This is a genomic window from Caballeronia sp. GAWG1-1, assembly GCF_023631465.1.
Classification (GTDB): Bacteria; Pseudomonadota; Gammaproteobacteria; order Burkholderiales; family Burkholderiaceae; genus Caballeronia.
Genome location: NZ_JALQDB010000008.1, coordinates 180921 through 200294 on the forward strand (window position 1 = coordinate 180921; position 19374 = coordinate 200294).

General features: G+C 62.6%; 18 protein-coding genes. 9 read left to right on the forward strand and 9 right to left on the reverse strand.

Annotated features, from left to right (window positions below; all coding sequences use genetic code 11):
- Positions 1-7: 7 nt before the first annotated feature.
- Positions 8-850 (reverse strand): AAA family ATPase, encoded by an 843-nt coding sequence (locus tag NCT03_RS04955; RefSeq protein ID WP_244827508.1) that lies wholly within the window; start codon positions 848-850, stop codon positions 8-10.
- A 397-nt stretch (positions 851-1247) separates the two neighbouring features.
- On the opposite strand from NCT03_RS04955, the gene NCT03_RS04960 reads away from it, so the two are divergent.
- Both NCT03_RS04960 and NCT03_RS04965 read left to right on the forward strand, forming a co-directional pair.
- Complete coding sequence (locus NCT03_RS04960; protein WP_061121774.1) at positions 1248-1613, forward strand: c-type cytochrome; 366 nt, start codon at positions 1248-1250, stop codon at positions 1611-1613.
- Positions 1614-1709: 96 nt separating this feature from the next.
- Complete coding sequence (locus tag NCT03_RS04965) at positions 1710-2090, forward strand: c-type cytochrome (protein WP_244827509.1); 381 nt, start codon at positions 1710-1712, stop codon at positions 2088-2090.
- 96 nt (positions 2091-2186) lie between these two features.
- Here NCT03_RS04965 and NCT03_RS04970 read toward each other — a convergent pair whose 3' ends face one another.
- From NCT03_RS04970 to rsxB, 3 genes are all read right to left on the reverse strand, one after another.
- Positions 2187-2618 (reverse strand): DUF1841 family protein, encoded by a 432-nt coding sequence (locus NCT03_RS04970; protein ID WP_250464171.1) that lies wholly within the window; start codon positions 2616-2618, stop codon positions 2187-2189.
- Between the two features lie 101 nt (positions 2619-2719).
- Positions 2720-3364, reverse strand: a complete 645-nt coding sequence (nth, locus tag NCT03_RS04975; protein WP_250492092.1) for an endonuclease III — start codon at positions 3362-3364, stop codon at positions 2720-2722.
- Positions 3361-4218: an electron transport complex subunit RsxB gene (gene rsxB, locus NCT03_RS04980; RefSeq protein ID WP_502800353.1), complete on the reverse strand. Its 858-nt coding sequence runs from the start codon at positions 4216-4218 to the stop codon at positions 3361-3363. The genes nth and rsxB overlap by 4 nt, the downstream gene beginning before the upstream one ends.
- A 324-nt stretch (positions 4219-4542) precedes the next feature.
- Here rsxB and NCT03_RS04985 point away from each other — a divergent pair, with 324 nt between their 5' ends.
- The gene (locus NCT03_RS04985; RefSeq protein ID WP_244828000.1) at positions 4543-5175 is read left to right on the forward strand and encodes a TetR/AcrR family transcriptional regulator; all 633 of its coding nucleotides are present in this window, start codon (positions 4543-4545) and stop codon (positions 5173-5175) included.
- 112 nt (positions 5176-5287) lie between these two features.
- On the opposite strand, the gene NCT03_RS04990 is transcribed toward NCT03_RS04985, so the two are convergent.
- Positions 5288-6559 (reverse strand): polyhydroxyalkanoate depolymerase, encoded by a 1272-nt coding sequence (locus NCT03_RS04990; protein ID WP_250492094.1) that lies wholly within the window; start codon positions 6557-6559, stop codon positions 5288-5290.
- Between the two features lie 347 nt (positions 6560-6906).
- The gene (locus NCT03_RS04995) at positions 6907-8781 is read right to left on the reverse strand and encodes a glycoside hydrolase family 15 protein (protein WP_250492095.1); all 1875 of its coding nucleotides are present in this window, start codon (positions 8779-8781) and stop codon (positions 6907-6909) included.
- Between the two features lie 396 nt (positions 8782-9177).
- Here NCT03_RS04995 and NCT03_RS05000 point away from each other — a divergent pair, with 396 nt between their 5' ends.
- Positions 9178-9426 (forward strand): hypothetical protein, encoded by a 249-nt coding sequence (locus tag NCT03_RS05000; RefSeq protein ID WP_250492096.1) that lies wholly within the window; start codon positions 9178-9180, stop codon positions 9424-9426.
- A gap of 65 nt (positions 9427-9491) precedes the next feature.
- Here NCT03_RS05000 and NCT03_RS05005 read toward each other — a convergent pair whose 3' ends face one another.
- Complete coding sequence (locus NCT03_RS05005) at positions 9492-9644, reverse strand: DUF3096 domain-containing protein (RefSeq protein WP_244827516.1); 153 nt, start codon at positions 9642-9644, stop codon at positions 9492-9494.
- 170 nt (positions 9645-9814) lie between these two features.
- On the opposite strand from NCT03_RS05005, the gene NCT03_RS05010 reads away from it, so the two are divergent.
- The gene (locus NCT03_RS05010; RefSeq protein WP_250492097.1) at positions 9815-11158 is read left to right on the forward strand and encodes a lactonase family protein; all 1344 of its coding nucleotides are present in this window, start codon (positions 9815-9817) and stop codon (positions 11156-11158) included.
- Between the two features lie 275 nt (positions 11159-11433).
- Positions 11434-12501, forward strand: coding sequence for a transporter (locus tag NCT03_RS05015; RefSeq protein ID WP_244827518.1), 1068 nt, complete (start codon positions 11434-11436; stop codon positions 12499-12501).
- A gap of 6 nt (positions 12502-12507) precedes the next feature.
- On the opposite strand, the gene NCT03_RS05020 is transcribed toward NCT03_RS05015, so the two are convergent.
- Together NCT03_RS05020 and NCT03_RS05025 are read right to left on the reverse strand one after the other, a co-directional pair.
- On the reverse strand, positions 12508-16179 hold the full coding sequence (locus tag NCT03_RS05020; protein WP_250492098.1) for a DNA translocase FtsK: 3672 nt from the start codon (positions 16177-16179) through the stop codon (positions 12508-12510).
- A 145-nt stretch (positions 16180-16324) separates the two neighbouring features.
- Entirely contained in the window at positions 16325-16897 is a 573-nt protein-coding gene (locus NCT03_RS05025) for an META domain-containing protein (protein ID WP_250492099.1), read from the reverse strand.
- A 295-nt stretch (positions 16898-17192) separates the two neighbouring features.
- Here NCT03_RS05025 and purT point away from each other — a divergent pair, with 295 nt between their 5' ends.
- From purT to NCT03_RS05040, 3 genes are read left to right on the forward strand one after another with little or no spacing between them, the layout of a single operon-like run.
- On the forward strand, positions 17193-18461 hold the full coding sequence (purT, locus tag NCT03_RS05030) for a formate-dependent phosphoribosylglycinamide formyltransferase (RefSeq protein ID WP_244827520.1): 1269 nt from the start codon (positions 17193-17195) through the stop codon (positions 18459-18461).
- Between the two features lie 45 nt (positions 18462-18506).
- The gene (locus tag NCT03_RS05035) at positions 18507-18662 is read left to right on the forward strand and encodes a DUF6726 family protein (protein ID WP_309845184.1); all 156 of its coding nucleotides are present in this window, start codon (positions 18507-18509) and stop codon (positions 18660-18662) included.
- Positions 18663-18720: 58 nt separating this feature from the next.
- On the forward strand, positions 18721-19089 hold the full coding sequence (locus tag NCT03_RS05040) for an MliC family protein (protein WP_250464215.1): 369 nt from the start codon (positions 18721-18723) through the stop codon (positions 19087-19089).
- The last annotated feature ends 285 nt before the right edge of the window (positions 19090-19374 follow it).

The following is a 19374-nucleotide window of genomic DNA, read 5'->3' on the forward strand; positions in this document are numbered from 1 at the left end:
GGCTTGGTTAGCGGTTGTTGCGGTTCATGAACAGAAGCCGCTCGAATAGCGCGACGTCCTGTTCGTTCTTCAGAAGCGCGCCGTGCAGCGGCGGCACGATCTGCTTTTGATCAGTCGAGCGCAGCGCTTCAGGCGGGATGTCGTCGGCGAGAAGCAGCTTCAGCCAGTCGAGCAGCTCGGAGGTGGACGGCTTCTTCTTCAGGCCCGACACGTTGCGCAGTTCGAAGAAGCTCTGCATCGCGGCGGCGAGCAACTCCTGCTTGATGTCCGGGTAATGCACTTCGACGATTTCTTTCATCGTCTGCGCATCCGGGAACTTGATGTAGTGGAAGAAGCAGCGGCGCAGGAACGCGTCGGGCAGTTCCTTCTCATTGTTCGACGTGATGATGACGAGCGGGCGATGCCGCGCCTTCACGAGTTCCCGCGTCTCGTAGACATAGAACTCCATGCGGTCGAGTTCGCGCAGCAGGTCGTTCGGAAACTCGATATCGGCTTTGTCGATCTCATCGATCAGGAGCACCGTCTGTCGATCCGCTTCGAAGGCCTGCCACAGCACGCCCTTGACGATGTAGTTGCGGATGTCCTTCACGCGCTCGTCGCCGAGTTGCGAGTCGCGCAGGCGCGAGACGGCGTCGTATTCGTAGAGGCCTTGCTGGGCCTTGGTGGTCGACTTGATATGCCATTGCAGGAGCGGCATGCCGAGCGCGCTTGCCACTTCCTCGGCAAGCATGGTCTTGCCGGTGCCGGGTTCACCCTTGATGAGGAGCGGGCGTTGCAGCGTCACCGCGGCGTTCACCGCGAGTTTGAGGTCGTCGGTCGCGACGTATTGCGATGAGCCTTCGAAACGCATGACGAAGTCCGGTGAGGAAAAAAATCCCAGTATAAGTCAGAAGACCTTTTGGCATCGGGGCTTGCCGGGGTATCGTGTGAGCCGCTTCAGGCACGCCGGAGCACGCGCGCCGGCCCTGCATCCGAAGTCGGGCGAAGTCAATCGGAATGTTTGTGCAGGGACCAATTGTCGCAGGCGGGTTAGCTGCTTTTCAGCCGATTCCCCTTGTCAGCAGGGCTTTCGCGCGATCTCCCCTTGTGGACGGTGGGGAGGTCGCGCGGTACAATTAGCCCGATTTTTTTGGCCTGCGTGGCTAAATAGCGAAAACAGTCCCGAGAAGGTTGTGGTGCGCTCGGCGCGGCCTTGGCCCCAGGCGGTAGAAGCGCGCCGGATTTCCCCTCATGCTAGGTTAGAAGCTATGAACAATTTTGTCGGCAAATGTGCCGTGATTGCAGCGCTGTCGGGTCTTGCCGGCTTCGCGACCCAGGCGTCGGCCGACGTCGTGGGCAACGCAAAGGCCGCTGAGGGCAAGGTCGCGATGTGCATCGGCTGCCACGGCATACCCGGCTATCGCACGGCGTATCCCGAAGTTTATGAAGTGCCCATGCTCGGCGGCCAGAACGCGCAGTACATCGCCAACGCGCTGCATGCCTACAAGAAGGGCGACCGCCACTTCGACACCATGCGCGCCATCGCGACTACCTTGTCCGATCAGGACATCGCCGATATTGCCGCGTACTACGCCGCGCAAACTCCCCAATCGAAGAACAATCCCGACAAGTGATCCGTGCTTTTTAGCGTTTGACTCGATGCGACGCGCGCGCACTCATGCGCCGACGTCGATACGGCAATCCGGTATTGCATGGACACAGGAGAATTCATGATGCCCTCTCAGGCACTCCACACAAGCTTCAAGGCGGCATGCGCGGCAGCGGCGCTCATCGGCATGGCGGCGTTGAATGTTGCGCACGCGGCGGACGTCGGCAACGGCAAGGCACTGTCCGAGAGCCACAATTGCTCGGCCTGCCACGGCCCCAACCTCAATAAACCAGTGAGCGGCGAGTATCCGCGTCTCGCGGGTCAGCACGCGAGCTATATCTACTGGGCGCTACGGCAGTATCAGATTGGCGGCGGAAATCCGAATTTCGGCCGCAACAACGCCATCATGGCGGCGCAGGTGCAGAACCTGTCGCAGAGCGACCTAAAGGATCTCGCGGCTTATATCGAATCGCTCGATGGCAACCTCGTGCTGAAGAAGTAAGCGCGCTTCGGTTCGTTCGCATTAAACGAAACACCCCGCATCGAGCGGGGTGTTTTGCTTTGTCGCGCGGCTTCGAAGATGTTTAGTCCGGCGAAGTTAGTCCTTTGAAGCTCGACGCTCGATGAGCGCGAGGTATGCGTCGGTATCCGGCGGCGTGTTGCTGCGCTGCGCTTCCCAGATCACCTGCCCGAGGCATTCCATGATGGCGTGCTGCGCCTCGTGCGTGGAACCAAGCCGCGCGGCCAGTCGCTCGTGCGCTCGACGAATGCCAGGCGGCTGATCGATCGACAACTGTTCGGTGATCGCAAGATGCATCGACAGATGCAGAAACGGGTTGCTCTGGCCGCGATCGGGTGAATAGTCCGCGCCTTGTGCTTCAGGATCGATGAGCGCGTCGTGATATTCCGGATGCTCGCGCATCCAGTCGGCGGCCATGCTTTCGAGCGGCGTGAGAATCTCGCTCGCGCGCTCCTTGCGCCAGGTTTCGGTGAAGAACTGACGGACTTCGTCGCGGCTAGGGTTGAACATAAGGTATTGATTCGATTGCGGGATTCAGTCCGCTATTGTAGAGCTAGGGGTAGGGGTTCTGCTTGAGCGGTGGGGCAATTGGCGCTTGGCTGCCCGGCGATTCAAACCACCGGCGCCGGCGTCTTCGGCCGATATTCGCAAAGCGGCTCGATCGCGCAATGCCAGCACTCCGGCACGCGCGCCTTGCAGATGTATCGCCCATGCAGGATCAGCCAGTGATGCGCGTGCTGCAAAAATTCAACCGGGACATACTTCTCCAGCGCGGTTTCGACCGCGCGCACGTTCTTGCCCGGCGCCAGTCCCGTCCGATTGGCGACGCGAAAGATATGCGTGTCGACGGCAATGGTCGCTTGCCCGAACGCAATATTCAGCACGACATTCGCTGTCTTGCGTCCGACGCCTGGCAGCGCTTCGAGCGCCTCGCGATTGTCGGGCACTTCGCCGCCGTGTTGCTCGATCAACATCCGGCACGTCGCGATCACGTTCTTCGCCTTGGTCCGATACAGCCCGATCGTGCGGATATAGTCCGTCACGCCTTCCTCGCCGAGCGCAAGCACCTTTCCGGGCGTGTTGGCGACGGGGAACATCTTGCGCATCGCTTTGTTGACGGAGACATCGGTGGCTTGCGCCGAGAGCATCACGGCGATCAACAGTTCGAATGGCGTCGTGTATTCGAGCTCCGTCTTCGGCTCCGGGTCGATGCTTTGCAACGTTTCGAAGATGGCGCGGCGCTTTTTGGCGTTCATCGTGAGTTCGGGGGATCGTTGTTCGCGTCTTCCTGCATGGCGAGCCGCCGGCGGCGCTCCTCGGCGGCATCGATCTGCGCTTGCACGGCGGGGCTCACGTTGTCCGTGTTCTTCGGGCCGGTGCCTGCGCGCGCCATCTCTTCCTTCTTCTTGCGTGCGCGGTCGAGCGCGGCCTGAATGATCGCGCGTTTCCTGGCTTCGGGGTCGTCGGCTTGCGCGGCGGCGCTTGCGGCTGCTTCAGGCCGTGCGGAAGATGCCGCCGCTTGCGCCCGACGCGCCGATGCACGCGCTTCGGCCGCCGCGTGCTCACGTTCGTCGCGCGCCACGCGCCGGTCATGACGCTCGCGCGCCGCGTCGGCTTCCGGTTGAGACCACGCATTCCAGCCGGTGGCGTCGCCGGTCACGGGAATCATCGCGATGCAATCGACGGGGCAGGGCGGCACGCATAGATCGCAACCCGTGCACAGTTCGGGAATGACCGTATGCATCTGTTTCGCCGCACCGACGATTGCATCGACAGGGCACGCCTGCATGCAAAGCGTGCAACCGATGCACACGTTCTCGTCGATCACGGCAACGGGACGCGGACGTTCGACGCCATGCGTGGTGTCGAGCGCAATCACGGGCTTGTCGAGCAATCGAGCGAGCCGCGCGATACCTTGTGCGCCGCCTGGCGGGCACTGGTTGTAGTTTGCATCGCCCGCGGCGATGGCTTCCGCATAAGGCCGGCAGGCGGGATAGCCGCACTTGGTGCACTGGGTCTGCGGCAGCAAATCTTCAATGCGCTCGGCGAGCGTCTTTGAAACGATAACGGTCACGAAGGGGTCGCGATATGGCTTGGGGAGTCGAGGCAGGGAGGAGCGCAAGAACGGCTCGACCACAATCAAACACGTATGACGGTTGCTCGCTGCCTGCAATCGGCGCGCTTATTCCGCTTTTGACGACGGTACGCGCTCGGGTTTAGGCGTCATTATCGCCGAAGTCGCAAATAGTCGTGCTGCGAACGCTTAATCCCAATTGCCAATGACGTGGCGATGTGCGCATAATCAAAGCGCTTTACCGTTTGACCGCAGGACGGTGTTCCCCAATAACCATGGGCAGCGCCCGTTCACGTCATGTACCCAAACGCGGGCCGCGTGACGCTCATCCGGACAACGCGGCTCCTGAATCATGCCACCATGAATCAGCCGAAAATCAAAAGAGATCCTGAAGGCACCCGTCGCCGTATCCTGCTGGCTGCTGCAGAAGAGTTTGCAGCGGGAGGACTGTTCGGCGCGCGCGTCGATCAGATCGCGCGCCGGGCCGAAACCAATGAACGCATGCTCTATTACTACTTCGGCAGTAAGGAGCAGCTTTTCACGGCAGTGCTGGAACACGCCCTCGGCTCGCTGGTGGAAGCCGAGCGCACACTCGACCTCGACGGCGTGGCGCCCATCGAGGCCATCACGCGCCTTGCCCATTTTGTCTGGGATTACTACCGCGATCATCCGGAATTGCTGAGGCTGATCAACAATGAAAACCTGCACGAGGCGAAATACATCAAGAGCTCGAATCGCACGCGCGAACTGATCTCGCCCATGCTCGAAACGGTCACCGCAATTCTGGATCGCGGCCAGAAAGCCGGGCTTTTTCGAAACGATGTCGACCCGTTGAAGTTCTATATCACGCTGTCGGGGCTCGGCTACTACATCGTATCGAATCGATTTACGCTCGAAGCTACGTTTGGACTCGACTTTAGCGAAACGTCGCAGCGCGAACAAATGGTGCGGATGAATACGGAATTGCTGCTCGCGTTTTTGACGCGTCGTTAATCGTCTGACACGCGGCCAATAAAAAAGTCGCGCCTGGAAACAGGCGCGACTTTTCGTCTTTTACGGAACCGGTTCTAAGAACCGGCGCGTAGTCGAACTCGGTCACTGAATCTCAGGCCGGCACGGCTTCCTTCTTCGGCGCCTTGTCGTGTTCGAGAATGAACTCGCGCAGTTGCGGATACACCATCGTGCGCCAGCGGCGTCCGGAGAAGATGCCGTAGTGACCAGCTTTTTCCGCCGTGAAGTGCCGCTGATTCTGCGCGGGAATGCCCGTGCAGAGATCGTGCGCGGCGCGTGTCTGACCGCTGCCGGAGATGTCGTCCAGTTCGCCTTCAATGGTGAAAAGGGCCGTCGCCGTGATGTCTTGCGGGCGCACGCGCTCGCCGTTCACGTCCCACGTGCCTTCGGCAAGACGGAACTCCTGGAACACGATACGGATGGTCTCCAGGTAATACTCGGCCGCCATGTCGAGCACGGCGTTGTACTCGTCGTAGAAACGGCGATGCTGCTCGGCGTCGTCGTCGTCGCCGCGAAGGAGGTTCTGATAGAAGTCCCAGTGCGCGGTAAGGTGGCGCTCCGGATTCATCGCGACGAATCCCGCGTGCTGCAAAAAGCCCGGATACACCTTGCGGCCCACGCCCGGATAATTCGCCGGCACCGTATAGATGACGTTGTTCTCGAACCACTCGTACGAGTGCTCGTTGGCGAGCGAATTGACCGATGTCGGGCTGCGGCGCGCGTCGATCGGGCCGCCCATCATGGTCATGGTGCGCGGCGTGTCCTCGCCGCGGCTCGCCATCAGCGAAATGGCGGCAAGCACCGGCACGGTCGGCTGACACACCGAAATGACATGCAGGTCCTTCGCACCGATATGGCGGATGAACTCCTGAATGTATTCGACGTAATCGTCCAGATGGAACGCGCCATTTTCGATCGGCACCATGCGCGCGTCCAACCAGTCGGTGATGTACACCTTATGGTCTTGCAAAAGCGTGTTCACGGTGTCGCGCAAGAGCGTTGAATGGTGCCCGGAAAGCGGCGCGCACACCAGCACGATAGGCTCGTCCTTCAACTTGGTGACGGTGGCGCTGTCGTCGGCGAAGCGCTTGAAGCGCAGCAGTCGGCAAAACGGCTTTTCGACAACCGTCTGCTCGACGATCGGAATGTTATGGCCGTCCTTCACGATCTGGTGAATGTCGAACTGCGGCTTTTCGTAGTCTTTACCGAGCCGGTACAGCAATTCGTAGCCGGCGGCAAAACGGCTCGCGCCGGGAACATAGGAAAGCGGGCTCGCCGGATTCACAAACGACTTCGATGCGGCCTGGGCCCAGGCGGTGAGGGGCGACAACATGGCCCGCTGAACTTCGTGGATTTGGTAGAGCATGGTTGCCCCGTGAAAAACCGGTCTGCGTGTCGATCCCGGCAAGACTTCCGGCGATCAGGCTCAACGACGCTCGATAATCCCCGCGTGCGGCGGGCTGTCGCCGCACGCGAGGCACTGTCTCTTCCCTTACTGCAAACGTCTGATGCTTGATACTGGGCAACTTCTGGGCATTTAACGACACGCCCGGCTCGGAGCTTGAGCCGAAGCAGAATTTTCTGCGCAACAAACGCACGATTCCACCAAACGGTTAAAAATACCAGCTTTTGCTTCGCTACGCGCAACAGTTAAATTTTGTGCGTTGCACCAATCTTAACTGCATGGCATTCGTATTCCAAACACGACTTTGCCTATTTCTTGGCCATCGCGGCTTCCAGCGCTGGATTTGCCTTGAGATTTACGTCTTTCGAGTCGCCAGCAGGTTGACCCGTCGCTTCGGCCATCTCTTCCTCGTGCCGCATCAGATTCATGCCGGTGTGCACCAGCGCCACGTGCGTGAACGCCTGCGGAAAGTTGCCAACCATGCGCTTCGCTATCGTGTCGTACTCCTCGGCCAGAAGGCCTACGTCGTTGGCGAGGCCGACGAGACGCTCGAACATCTGATGCGCCTCATCGAGCCGCCCTTGCAGCGCGAGGTTGTCGACCAGCCAGAAGCTACAAGCCAGAAACGTGCCTTCTCCAGGCGGCAGACCATCGGCGACTTCGGTCGTGTGATAGCGCTTGACCAGCCCATCGTGCGTCAGAGTGGTTTCGATTGCATGTACGGTTCCGGCCACTCGCGGATCATCGGGCGGCAAAAAGCCGAGCAACGGGATCAGAAGGAGGCTCGCATCGAGCGCATCGCCGTCATACGTCTGCGTGAACGAATTGATTTGCGGATTCCAGCTTCTCGCGCAGACGGCGGCATGCACGCGCGCGCGCATCTCGCGCCAATGATCCACCGGACCTTCCAGATCGAACTTTTCCGCCGATTGAATCGCGCGGTCGTAGGCCACCCACGCCATCACCTTGGAGAACGTGAAATGCTTGCGGCCGCCGCGCACTTCCCAGATGCCTTCGTCGGGCATCTCCCAGACGGTGTCCAGGTGCTGAAGCATGGCGCACTGGATCGACCATGCGGTTTCGTCGCTTTGCAGGCCACCGACGCGCGCGAGATGCAACGCGTTCATCACTTCGCCATAGACGTCGAGCTGCAACTGATTGACCGCGCCATTGCCGATGCGCACCGGTTGCGCGCCTTCGTAGCCCGGCAGCCAGGGAATTTCGTATTCGGGAAGACGCCGCTCGCCCGCGATGCCGTACATGATCTGCACCTGATCGGGCGAACCCGCCATCACGCGGCCCAGCCACGCGCGCCAGGCGCGGGCTTCGTCGTAGTAGCCGCCGCGCATCATCGCGAGCAGCGTGATGGTCGCGTCGCGTAGCCAGCAATAGCGATAATCCCAGTTGCGCGTGCCGCCGAGCTGTTCGGGCAGCGACGTTGTCGGCGCGGCAACGATGCCGCCGGTCGGCTCATACGCCAGCGCCTTGAGCGTAATGAGCGAACGGCGTATGGCGCTGGCCCACTTGCCCTTGAGTTCACTTTGGCTAGACCATTCGCGCCAGTAATTTTCGGTGCGTGCGAGTTGCGTGTGCGGATCGTGCGCGGGCGGCAGCCGCAAATGCGATTGCGAATAGCACAGCGAAAAGGGCACGCGTTCGCCCGCGCCAACGTCGAAGTACGCGGTCGTGCGCATGTTCTCGCCGACGAGATCCACGGGCGTGCGCAGCACGGCGAGATCGGGACCGGCAATCGCGCGAATGCCGCTTGCGTCGGGCAGGCGGCTGACCCACGGAATCGCCGAGCCGTAGTCGAAGCGCAGCACCAGTTCCATCTTCATGCGCACCGAGCCGCGTTTACCCACGACGATGCGCACCAGTTCCGAATGACCGTTGCGCGAAGGCATGAAATCGACGATCGTCACCGCGCCATCCGGCGTCTCGAAGTCGGTTTCGAGGATCAGCGTGTCTTCGCGATAACGACGCCGGATGACCGGCGCTTTACCGTCGGGCATTTCCGGCGCGAGCAGCCATCGGCCGTGTTCGGGTGTGCCGAGCAACGCCGAAAAACACGAGGCTGAGTCGAAGCGCGGCCAGCAGAGCCAGTCTACGGAACCGTCACGGGAAATAAGTGCTGCGGTGTGGCCGTCGCCGACCATGGCGTAATCTTCGATCAATGCTGGCATGCGGACATCTTCCTGCTGGCGGCGCCCGAGAGCGCCGAGGGTTGGAATGAGAACGACACAGACATGTAAGACGCAAAACGCGAACCCTTGGTCTGGCCGCATTCTGCCGCATTCGTTCACGGTGAGCAGGAAACCGGGCGAACGCTCCTCTATCGCAGCGGCAACGGCGCGTCCCGCAGGGCTGGCGGAAACGCCCGCGTGACTCGCCGATGAAAACTTGCCGGAACGATCGGCCAATGTTTAAATGAAGTCTTACGAACGGCCTTCAGGTCGCGTCGTTCAACTGCGCGTCGGGGCCATGTCGCGCTGTCATCGAACCTTCTTTCGTACCACGGTCTCACGCTTCGCACGTCGCATATCGGTTCATCACTTCGTGATTTCGAGGAACAGGACACCATGCACAATCCGTCGAAAGCTGACTGCATCGCCATTCTTTCCGCAGCAAGCCGGTTGAACGAGCCCGACACTCTGCTCGCGCTCGATCCCGGACATCTCGGTTTGTCGCGCAACGCGATGGAAACCGCCGCTGTCTTTCTCACCGAGCGCGGCTGCTTCAGCGGCTATTCCTTCGACGCGGCGGGCGTCGCGGTAGGCGCGCTGTCCTTGCAAGGCCGCTTGCGGCTGGAACAACTCGCCAACGGTTGAAACGCGAAGACTTTCGCGTCCAATCCTAGGACATGCGCGCGGTTCAAGCCGCGCGCATGCGTTCGTCAGAAATGCGCCGAGCCCATGCCGAATAGCCCGATCAGTCCAATCACGATCAGATAGATCGCGACGATGAAGTTCAGCAGTCGCGGCATCACGAGGATGAGAATCCCGGCGATCAGCGACACCAGCGGCCCAAGGCTTACGTGAATGTTCATCGCAGCAACTCCTTTTTGTTGTTGGTTCGAATGGTTGGGTTTAGCCTGTTGCGGTTTGCCCGGTGGCACGGTGGGAGCAAAACTTGCTCGCGCCACGCCAGCCAGACGATGCCGCAGCCGTTCGCGCATCGCCCTCGATAACAAGCATCAGAAGACGATGAGGAGCTTTCATGCACCCGAGCCATCCGTTGCCGGAACGGTTGTCCGCCGTCGCGGCGAGACGCACGTCGCAAGTGCCGCGCCCGCTACAGAATACGCTCACGAGTTCGCTCTTGGCTTCATTCAAGCCGCATAAGTGGGTTCGGGGTGTCGCGTTGATCCTGTCGATCGCGGCCACGCATGCCGTAGCGCAGACGCCCGCGATCGCGACGCCGGCCGCGGGCGCCAGTGGCGCTGCGGTTTCATCGGGCGGCGAGGTGCTCGATCTGCTCATCGGCACTTACACGGGCGGCGGCAAGAGTGAAGGCATCTATGTTTATCGCTTCGATACCGGCAATGGCGAACTGACGCGCGTCGCGTCGGCGCAGACGGTGAACCCGTCGTATCTCGTCGTGAGTCGCGATCACAATTACGTGTATGCCGTGAACGAACTGCCCGGCGACAACGGCCCGGCTTCGCAACGCGGCGGCATCAGCGCGTTTCGCTTCGACCGCGCAACCGGCCAGTTGAGCTTTTTGAACCGCGTGTCGGCGGATGGCAACGACCCGTGTTACCTCGCGCTCTCGCCGGACGGCAAATATTTGCTGACAGCCAATTACTCGGTGGCGGCCAATCCCGGCGGCAGCTTCGCGGTGTTTCCGATCAACGCCGATGGTCACGTCGGCACCTCCGTGCTGACGGTGCATCACGAAGGCAACGGGCCCGTGAAAGGGCGGCAGGACAACTCGCACGTCCACTCGACCGTGTTCTCGCCCGATGGCAAATATCTCTTCACGCAAGACCTGGGCGTCGACAAGGTGTTCGCGTACCGCTACACGCCCGATGGCAGCCGCGGCCTGTTCGGTCCGACCGATGCGCGTTACACGCCGATCAAGGCTGGTTCGGGCCCACGGCATTTGATTTTCGATACCGGCGGCAAGCATGCTTATCTCACGACCGAAATGAACGCGTCGGTGCTCGTCTTCAACTATCGCGACGGCAAACTCAGCGAAACGCAGAGCGTGCCGATGACCGCGCCCGGCTTCAAAGGCAAGATCGGCGGCGGCGCGGTGCATCTGTCGCCCGATGGACGCTTTCTGTATGCGACGAATCGTGGCGACGCGAATGAGCTCGTCGCGTTCGCGGTCGATCCGAACAACGGCCATCTCAAGCTCTTGAAACGATATCCGACGCTCGGCAAGACGCCGCGTGAGTTCGCGATCGACCCGAGCGGGCGCTGGCTCATCGTCGGCAATCAGGACAGCGACAGCGCGTTCTTCTTCCGGCGCGATCCGGCATCGGGCGAACTGGCATCGGATCCGAAGCGGCTTTCTATCGGCTCGCCGGTCGATTTCAAGTTCGTCTCGCCGTCTTGAGAAGTTTTGCGCGGTGCGTTGTCGATCGCGGCAATGGTCCGTTCCAGGCTTTCGTCACGTGACCGACACGCGAAGCCGTCACGGTTTCATCTCTGTGCACGGTCTTCGCGCTTCTCATGCGGCCCGTGCAACCGATGGCAACGGCGGCGTTGTGTTCTTCCGGGTCCGCCACGAGTTCTAGTACGATGCTGCGTCGGCTCGCGCAGCCTGGCATTTGGAACCGAAAGGTATCCTGATGAAATCGAAAGACAACGGAAATTGCAGGGAAAGCAAGATTGAACACGACTTACACTTCCGGCCGCGCCGGGCGTCCCGAACCGGGCCCGCAGCCTGACAAGAACGAAGCGGCGCCGCCCGGCTTCATCAGCGCGTTCCGCTTTGCGGGCGGCCAGGCGCTGCGGCTTTCGTGGGACGAAGCGCGCGATGCAATCACGGGCGACGGACCGACGTGGCTCCATCTCTCGGCCAACGACGATACCGTCGAAGGCTGGCTCGAAGGCGTGAGTTCCATGCCCGATGTCGCGCGCGAATTTCTGAACGGCGAGGACAAACGTCCGCGCGTGCACATGGGACCGAATTTCATGTACGGCGTCGTCGCCGACTTGGAGCTCGTCGCGGCGACGCCCGCGGGCGCGGAGCCGGGCGCACGCGAGGCGATTCGCGCGACTGGCGCGTTGCGCTTTTACGTCGACCGCAACCGCATGATTACGGTGCGCGCGCGTCCCTTGCAGTCGACCGACCGGCTGCGTCATGCCGTGCTCGAAGGCGCGATGTTCCGCGATACCGTCGATCTTTTCGCGGGTCTGATCCGCGCGCTCAACGAAACCTTCGCGGACCGTATCGATGAAATCGGCGACCGTCTCGACGATGTCGAAGAGGGCGTGCTCGAAGGCGGCCATTCGAACTGGCGCGTCGAACTCGGCGTGGTGCGGCGGCGGCTGGTGGAGGTCAAGCGGTTTATCGACCCCGAGCGTAACGCGCTCACGCAACTCGTGACGCGCCGGCTTGAATGGGCCGAACCGCGCTCGATGGAAGCGCTCGTGCAAGCCATTCAGGTGCTCAACGGATTGGGCGGCGGGCTCGAAGGACTTTACGAACGCGCCAAACTCTTGCAGGACGAAATCGCCGCGCTGCTTTCCGAGGACATCAACCGCAAGCTCTTGTGGCTCGCGATCATGTCCGCGTTGTTATTGCCCGCCACGCTCGTGACGGGCATCTTCGGCATGAACGTCGCGGGCTTGCCGGGCACGCACAATCCCGCTTCGTTCTGGGTGGTGGTCGGCGTGATGGCGGGCTGCGCCGCCATCACGATCTTCCTGTTGCGCCGCTTGCGGCTCTGGTAAATACGCTTAGTCGGCCGGGCCCGGCGGTGCGAGCACTTCGCGGTTGCCGTTGCTGCCCATCGAGGAGACGAGCCCGGCCGTTTCCATCTGCTCGACAAGCCGCGCCGCGCGGTTATAGCCAATACGCAGTTGCCGCTGCACCGACGAAATCGAGGCGCGCCGTGTGCGCAACACGAACGCGACCGCTTCGTCGTAGAGCGGATCGGCTTCGGCCTCGGGCGTTTCGCCGAACAGGTCTGGCGACGCGCCTTCGGACGTCGGCCCGGACAGAATGCCTTCCTCGTATTCCGGCTCGCCAAACTGCTTCAAATATTCGACCACGCGATGCACTTCGTCGTCCGCGACGAACGCGCCGTGTATGCGTTGCGGATAGCCGGTGCCGGGTGGCAGGAACAGCATGTCGCCTGCGCCGAGCAGCGATTCCGCGCCCATCTGATCGAGAATCGTGCGCGAATCGATCTTGGACGACACCTGAAACGCCACGCGCGTCGGAATGTTGGCCTTGATGAGACCCGTGATGACATCGACCGAAGGCCGCTGCGTCGCGAGAATCAGGTGGATGCCGGCCGCGCGCGCCTTCTGCGCAAGACGCGCGATCAATTGTTCGATTTGCTTGCCCGCGACCATCATGAGGTCGGCCAGTTCGTCGATGATCACGACGATGAGCGGCAGCGTCGATAGCGGCTCGGGTGCATCGGGCGTCAGCGAAAATGGATTCGTGAGCTTCTTGCCGGCCGCTTCGGTGGCGCGGATCTTTTGATTGAAGCCCTGCAGATTGCGCACGCCCACCGCCGACATCAGCCGGTAGCGCTTTTCCATTTCGCCGACACACCAGTTGAGCGCGTTCGACGCGAGCTTCATGTCGGTGACGACGGGTGCGAGCAGATGCGGAATGCCTTCGTAGACGGACAGTTCCAGCATCTTCGGGTCGATCATGATGAGGCGCACGTCCTCAGGCGTCGCCTTGTAGAGCAGCGAAAGGATCATTGCGTTGATCGCGACCGACTTGCCGGAGCCCGTCGTGCCCGCGACCAGCATGTGCGGCGCCTTGGCAAGGTCGGTGACGACCGGATTGCCGACGATATCCTTGCCCATCGCGATGGTGAGATTCGACTTCGACGCGCGGTACACGTCCTGTTCGAGAATCTCGGACAGACGGATCATCTGGCGTTTCGCGTTCGGCAGTTCGAGACCCATGCAGGTTTTGCCGGGAATCGTTTCGACGACGCGGATCGACGTGAGACCGAGGCCTCGCGATAGATCCTTCATGAGGCCGACGATCTGACTGCCGCGCACGCCGAGCGCCGGGTCCACTTCGAAGCGCGTGATGACGGGGCCAGCGGACGCGCCGACAACCGTGACGGGCACCTTGAATTCCTGCAGCCGTTGTTCGATTAGCTGGCCGGTTTCGGCGAGTTGCTGTTCGGAGACGGGTTCGGCGTCTTCGGATGCGGGTTCGAGCAGATCGAGCGTAGGCAATTCAACTGCGGATGCGTGCGGCGCGTGGAATTCGAATTCGGTGGGCGCGAAACCGCGTACCGGCGGGCGCGGGGCGCTTGCTGGCGACGTTGTTGCGGCGGGTGGCGCTTCGGCTTCGGCCTCTTGCAACGGGACGGCGACAGGGAAGCGCACGATGTTCGATGGCTTTTCCGGCGCGTCGAGGGCTTCCTCGCGCGCGGCCTCGTGGACGGGCGACGTCGAGGCGCTTTGGATCGATTCATCTCGAAGCGACGCGGGCGCGTGCCGCACGGTGCCGTCGCGCGGCAACGCGGGTGCGCCTTGGCCGGTTTCGTCGCCAGGCAACGTGGGTGTGCTTCGGAATGTTTCGTCGGGAGGCATTGCCGTCGCGTTTCGCAAGGGGTCCGCAACAGACGGAGCGGGCTGGTCGAGAGCATCGTCGAATACGTCCGCGAGCGGCGGCGGCTCGTCCATCGGCAGGAACGACGGCAGCGGAGGTGGCTCGTATCTCGGCGACGATGACGGCTCGTCCAGCCACGGCGGTGTAGGCGTTTCGGTGTGACGCGTTGGCTCGACCAAGTCAGGCTCGATGCGCTCCGGCGTGAACTCGCGATGACTGGGTGGTGTAGCGGGCGTTGCGGGCGCTTCCAACGAAACCGCTGCCGGTGCTTGCGACGCAACGTTGGCTCCCATGCGTGAAAAAACGAGCGCGCTTGCCCCAACGGAGGTGGCATCGTCTGAAATGGCGCTGTTCGCGTTCAGACCGCCGTCGATCAACGTGTCCGCTGGCTTCGGAGAGAAGTCGACAGGTTCCGAACTCGTTGGCGCTCGCGTCACGGCGTCGCTCGCAGATTGCGATGTGACTTGCGAGCCAGACGCTGCGGCCATATCCGCCACGATCGCTTCAGGTTCACGCGCGAGCCCCGTTCCGGCGAGCGACGTCCATAACGCGGCGTTCTCCTCGATAGATCGCAGCGTCGCCTGAACGGACTCGGGCGGCGGAGGTGGTTCGAGCGGCGGAAGTGCCGAACGCGCCAGCGCGTCGGCGGGCGTTGGCAGCGAACGCCCAGCAAAGTCACGCGTGGCCGGTGTTGCGGTCGGACGAGCGGGCGGCGTGCGCCGCACGAGCCCAGGCGAAGTCTGCCCCGCACGACTTTGTGCGGGCATCGGACCGCGTGCATTGCCTCCTGCCGATACTGAAGCGGTGCCGCCCCGGGCCAGTGCAGCCGATGCAGCCGGAGCCGCACCCGCCCGAGAAACATTCCCGCGCGGCTCGACCGCAACCGATGAGGCAGCATTGCGCGACGCAGAAGCCGCAGCCATTCCCGCGGAAGTTCGCGCCGACGCTGTCGTGCCATTCGCGCCTTGTGCCGGCCGCGCCCCCGGCGACACCGAGGCACGCGGCTGCGTGGACGGATTCAACCATCCACCGGGCGCGACCGGCTCGATAGGCATCGGCCGACCGGACGCGCTCTCCGCTTCGAACGCGGATCGGCTGAGACGCACGGCGGCATAGTTGGTCGACGCGGTATTCCTCGCTGACGCCTGATCGCGATTCGCGCCGCTCTTGCCGATCGAAGGCGGACGCCACGCGGTAGGCCGCCGATAGCGTCCGCGTTGCTTGCCGGTCGGCAAACCGAGCGTGGGCTCATCTTGCGGCACGCGCACGGACGAGGCATCGAAACGATCCGCGCCGATGCCGCGCACGGGGATCTCGCGCGTCGTCTTGGTCTTGTCGCGCGCACGACGCTCGAACCAGCCGGATGCATCGCGTCGCCCACGGCGTTCCTTCTTCGGCTGCGGTTCGCGCTCGTTTTTTTCGGGTGGTGTCAGCCAGCTCTTCGGCAAATCGAAGCCGAACGCTTCATCGAACCAGATCAGCACCGAGCGCCACGAGAACTCGACGAGCCACGGCGCGAACATTGCCAGCACGAGGGCCGCAACGGCAATCGCGCCAGCCGGATAAGCCAGATTGACGAGAAGCAAGGCAAGCGCCCGACCACCGCGATTGATATTCGCCTGCGTTTCGACGCCACTTGCAAGCAGGCCTTCGAGCACGCTGCTCGACAGCAATACGCAGATGAAGCCGACCCACAGCCGGATCGTGCCGGGGCCGCGCAGTCCGCTGCCGCTCGGGAGCACCGATTTCACGATGCGCCAGAGGAGCGGAAGGATCCAGACGACTGATGCACCGAACCAGCCGAGAACTACCATTTGCATGCTAGAGATAGAACCAATGTTGGGTGAGACGTATGAGACAGGACCAGACTCGCTGCCGGCTTCGGACGCATGCGCGTTCAACCAGGCAGTTTAACGGTTGCGGCGTGCGCCGATAGGTATGGCGCGAGCACGCAACACCTCGCGCTTACTTTGGCCGCGGCGCGAACGTGAGCACCTGTCCATCGGCGAGCGTCAGTTGCAACGCTGGCGGCGGGTTCATCTGAACGCCGCTTCTGGCGACATGTGCGAGCCCATCCAAATACGGCTGCTCCAACGCACCGCCCGTGCCGGAGACGCAGGCCATGCGCGTACCGGCGAGCGGGCCGAACGTGAGCTTGCCGTCTTTCAGGTCATAGGCGCCCGCGAAGCGGTTGCAACCGGAAAAGCCGCTCGCGCGCCGATGGCCGCTCGCCGTCGAAAAGTCGAGCGTGATGGGCTGCGCGCCGCCCGCGTCCTGAGGAAGCGCACGCGGCTTGCCACTTGCATCGGTCCACCGCGTGAGCTGCCATTGCGTGTCGTCGAGCAATTGCGTGGCGGCGGGATTGTAGGGATCGGTGGGCGGCGCGCTCGCGTCGGGATGCTTGGGGAGCGCGCAGCCGGCGATGAAACCCGTGGCGAGCAGCAGCACACCGGCGCGCCGCGATGCACGTGTGAGCCACGCCGGCGCTCCCCGAAAAAGCGGCGACGAAGACGGTGTGCGGATGAAGTGCGTGGGCATCGGGGAGTCCTGAAACTGGCGAAACCGTAAGGGTATCGCACTCGTCCTACGATTTGTCCAGCGCTCGATGCAACAAAATGATCGGCAGCGCTTTCCTCCCGTCGACGATCTTCGAAAAGCACGCAAATGCCTTGCAACTGAGCAGCGATACCGCTTGTCATACTCTCTTGGCGCCTGTCAATAGACCGAATGGCAGAGCTGTTGCACTAAGCGGTGCGTGTTAACATCCGGGCCATTCTCGCCTCATCGAATGTTCGAGCAACAGGCGCCACCGAATCCGATTTCTGGAGCACTCATGCACACCGACTCGCAACGCGACCCCGCTACCGGCACGAATGCCGCGACCGACGTCGAGCGCCGCATCGGCACGCCGCTTTCGGCGCATGCCACGCGCGTGATGTTGCTCGGCGCGGGCGAGCTCGGCAAGGAAGTGATCATCGCGTTGCAGCGGCTCGGCGTCGAGGTGATCGCGGTGGATCGTTATGCGAACGCGCCGGGGCATCAGGTCGCGCACCGGGCGCATGTCATCGACATGACCGATGCCGTGGCGCTGCGCGCGCTCGTCGAGCAAGAGTCGCCGCATCTGATCGTGCCCGAGATCGAGGCAATCGCCACCGACGCGCTCGCCGACATCGAAGCCGCTGGCATTGCCACCGTGATTCCGACCGCGCGCGCCACGCAATTGACGATGAATCGCGAAGGCATTCGCCGCCTGGCCGCCGAGACGCTTGGCTTGCCGACCTCGCCGTACGCGTTCGCGCAGTCGCTCGAAGAGATGAAGGCGGCGATCGCGAAGATCGGTTTTCCGTGCGTGGTGAAACCCGTCATGTCGTCCTCGGGCAAGGGACAATCCGTGCTCGGAAGCGACGCGGATGTCGAGCCCGCCTGGAACTACGCGATGGCGGGCGGGCGCGTGAACCACGGGCGCGTGATCGTGGAAGGGTTCATCGACTTCGAGTACGAAATCACGCAACTCACCGTGCGCGCGGCCGACCCCGCGACCGGCGAGACGGCGACCTTTTTCTGCGAGCCGATCGGCCACGTGCAGGTGGCGGGTGACTACGTCGAATCCTGGCAGCCGCAGGCGATGAGCGCCGTCGCGCTCGCCCGCTCGCGCGATGTCGCGGCGAAGGTGACGACCGCGCTCGGCGGACGCGGCCTCTTCGGCGTGGAACTCTTCGTGCGCGGCGATGACGTATGGTTCTCGGAAGTCAGTCCGCGTCCGCACGACACGGGTCTCGTGACGCTCGCCACGCAGCGTTTCTCCGAGTTCGAACTGCACGCGCGCGCCATTCTCGGCTTGCCCGTCGATACCGCGCTGCAAACGCCGGGCGCATCGGCGGTGATCTACGGCGGCCTCGACGAAGCGGGTATCGCCTTCGAAGGCGTGGCCGAAGCGCTTGCGGTGCCGGGCGCGGATCTGCGCCTCTTCGGCAAGCCCGAGAGCTTCGCGAAACGGCGCATGGGCGTCGCGCTCGCTACTGGCGTCGATACCGGCGAAGCGCGTGAGCGCGCGAAGCTGGCGGCGTCGAAAGTAAAGCCCGTATCGAGTCGACCGGGCTGACCATCGCCTGCAAATGGCAGGGAGAAGATAGTGAAGCGAATCATCATGGCCGCGTTGATCGTGGCGTGCGCGGGACTTTCGGGTTGCGGGCTGGCCGCGGCTCCGTGCCGGATCGCGTCAGCGGGTTTGAAGATCGTGCCGGTGGTCGGCCATGTCGCGGCCGCGCCCACGGACGCCTGCGCGGACGTGATCGATCCATGATCTTCGGGCCATCCATCAAGGCTCGCCGAGCCGCTTCCCACGATTTCCGGACTCGATGATGAAACGATCTCTCGTACTTTCGGCCGCGCTTCTTATGGCGTCTTCCGTCGCCACGACCGCGCGAGCGATGCCGCTCACCGTGCCGCAAATCCAGACCGCCTCGACGCAGACCACGCGCTACGACTGCAAGGACGGCAAGAGCGTGTCGGTGCAATACACCAACGCACGCAATCACCAGAGCTTCGCGGCATTGACGGTGGATGGCCGCAAACTGCTGTTCGTCAACGTGATCGCGGGTTCCGGGGCCAAATACGTCGCGGATCAATATACGTGGTGGACCAAGGGACCGCAGGCCAATCTCTATGACGAGATGGCGGCCAAGGACTCGCCGCCGCTGCTGGCCGATTGCGAGGCGCACAACAAGTAAGCGCGGCCCACGTCGTGCGCCTCTGTCTCATGAAGCGCGGAAAGGGGCGGATCGACGCCGGATGCTACAATGTGCGGCTTTCCGGCTAAGATTTTTGCCCTGCAGCGTCGTGGTTCGCATCGGCTCGCGTGGCCTTCCACTTGAGCGTGCGTCGGCCGCTTCGAAGGCGTCATCGAGCCGTGTTCCATCGCAGCGGGCCTTGTGCCCGAACCTGCGGCGTTCCGCAGGCCGCGACCATCGGCCGAATCTGCGTCAGGCGTTCGTTTTCCTGCCCGGCGCGCTTCA

Coding starts and splice junctions, on each gene's coding strand:
- NCT03_RS04995 (WP_250492095.1), bottom strand. CDS start 8,781: ATGCCAGCATTGATCGAAGATTACGCCATGGTCGGCGACGGCCACACC.
- NCT03_RS05020 (WP_250492098.1), bottom strand. CDS start 16,179: ATGCAAATGGTAGTTCTCGGCTGGTTCGGTGCATCAGTCGTCTGGATC.
- NCT03_RS04985 (WP_244828000.1), top strand. CDS start 4,543: ATGAATCAGCCGAAAATCAAAAGAGATCCTGAAGGCACCCGTCGCCGT.
- NCT03_RS04990 (WP_250492094.1), bottom strand. CDS start 6,559: ATGCTCTACCAAATCCACGAAGTTCAGCGGGCCATGTTGTCGCCCCTC.
- NCT03_RS04970 (WP_250464171.1), bottom strand. CDS start 2,618: ATGTTCAACCCTAGCCGCGACGAAGTCCGTCAGTTCTTCACCGAAACC.
- nth (WP_250492092.1), bottom strand. CDS start 3,364: ATGAACGCCAAAAAGCGCCGCGCCATCTTCGAAACGTTGCAAAGCATC.
- NCT03_RS05025 (WP_250492099.1), bottom strand. CDS start 16,897: ATGCCCACGCACTTCATCCGCACACCGTCTTCGTCGCCGCTTTTTCGG.
- purT (WP_244827520.1), top strand. CDS start 17,193: ATGCACACCGACTCGCAACGCGACCCCGCTACCGGCACGAATGCCGCG.
- NCT03_RS05005 (WP_244827516.1), bottom strand. CDS start 9,644: ATGAACATTCACGTAAGCCTTGGGCCGCTGGTGTCGCTGATCGCCGGG.
- NCT03_RS04960 (WP_061121774.1), top strand. CDS start 1,248: ATGAACAATTTTGTCGGCAAATGTGCCGTGATTGCAGCGCTGTCGGGT.
- NCT03_RS04955 (WP_244827508.1), bottom strand. CDS start 850: ATGCGTTTCGAAGGCTCATCGCAATACGTCGCGACCGACGACCTCAAA.
- NCT03_RS05010 (WP_250492097.1), top strand. CDS start 9,815: ATGCACCCGAGCCATCCGTTGCCGGAACGGTTGTCCGCCGTCGCGGCG.
- NCT03_RS05040 (WP_250464215.1), top strand. CDS start 18,721: ATGAAACGATCTCTCGTACTTTCGGCCGCGCTTCTTATGGCGTCTTCC.
- NCT03_RS05035 (WP_309845184.1), top strand. CDS start 18,507: ATGGCCGCGTTGATCGTGGCGTGCGCGGGACTTTCGGGTTGCGGGCTG.
- NCT03_RS04965 (WP_244827509.1), top strand. CDS start 1,710: ATGATGCCCTCTCAGGCACTCCACACAAGCTTCAAGGCGGCATGCGCG.
- NCT03_RS05000 (WP_250492096.1), top strand. CDS start 9,178: ATGCACAATCCGTCGAAAGCTGACTGCATCGCCATTCTTTCCGCAGCA.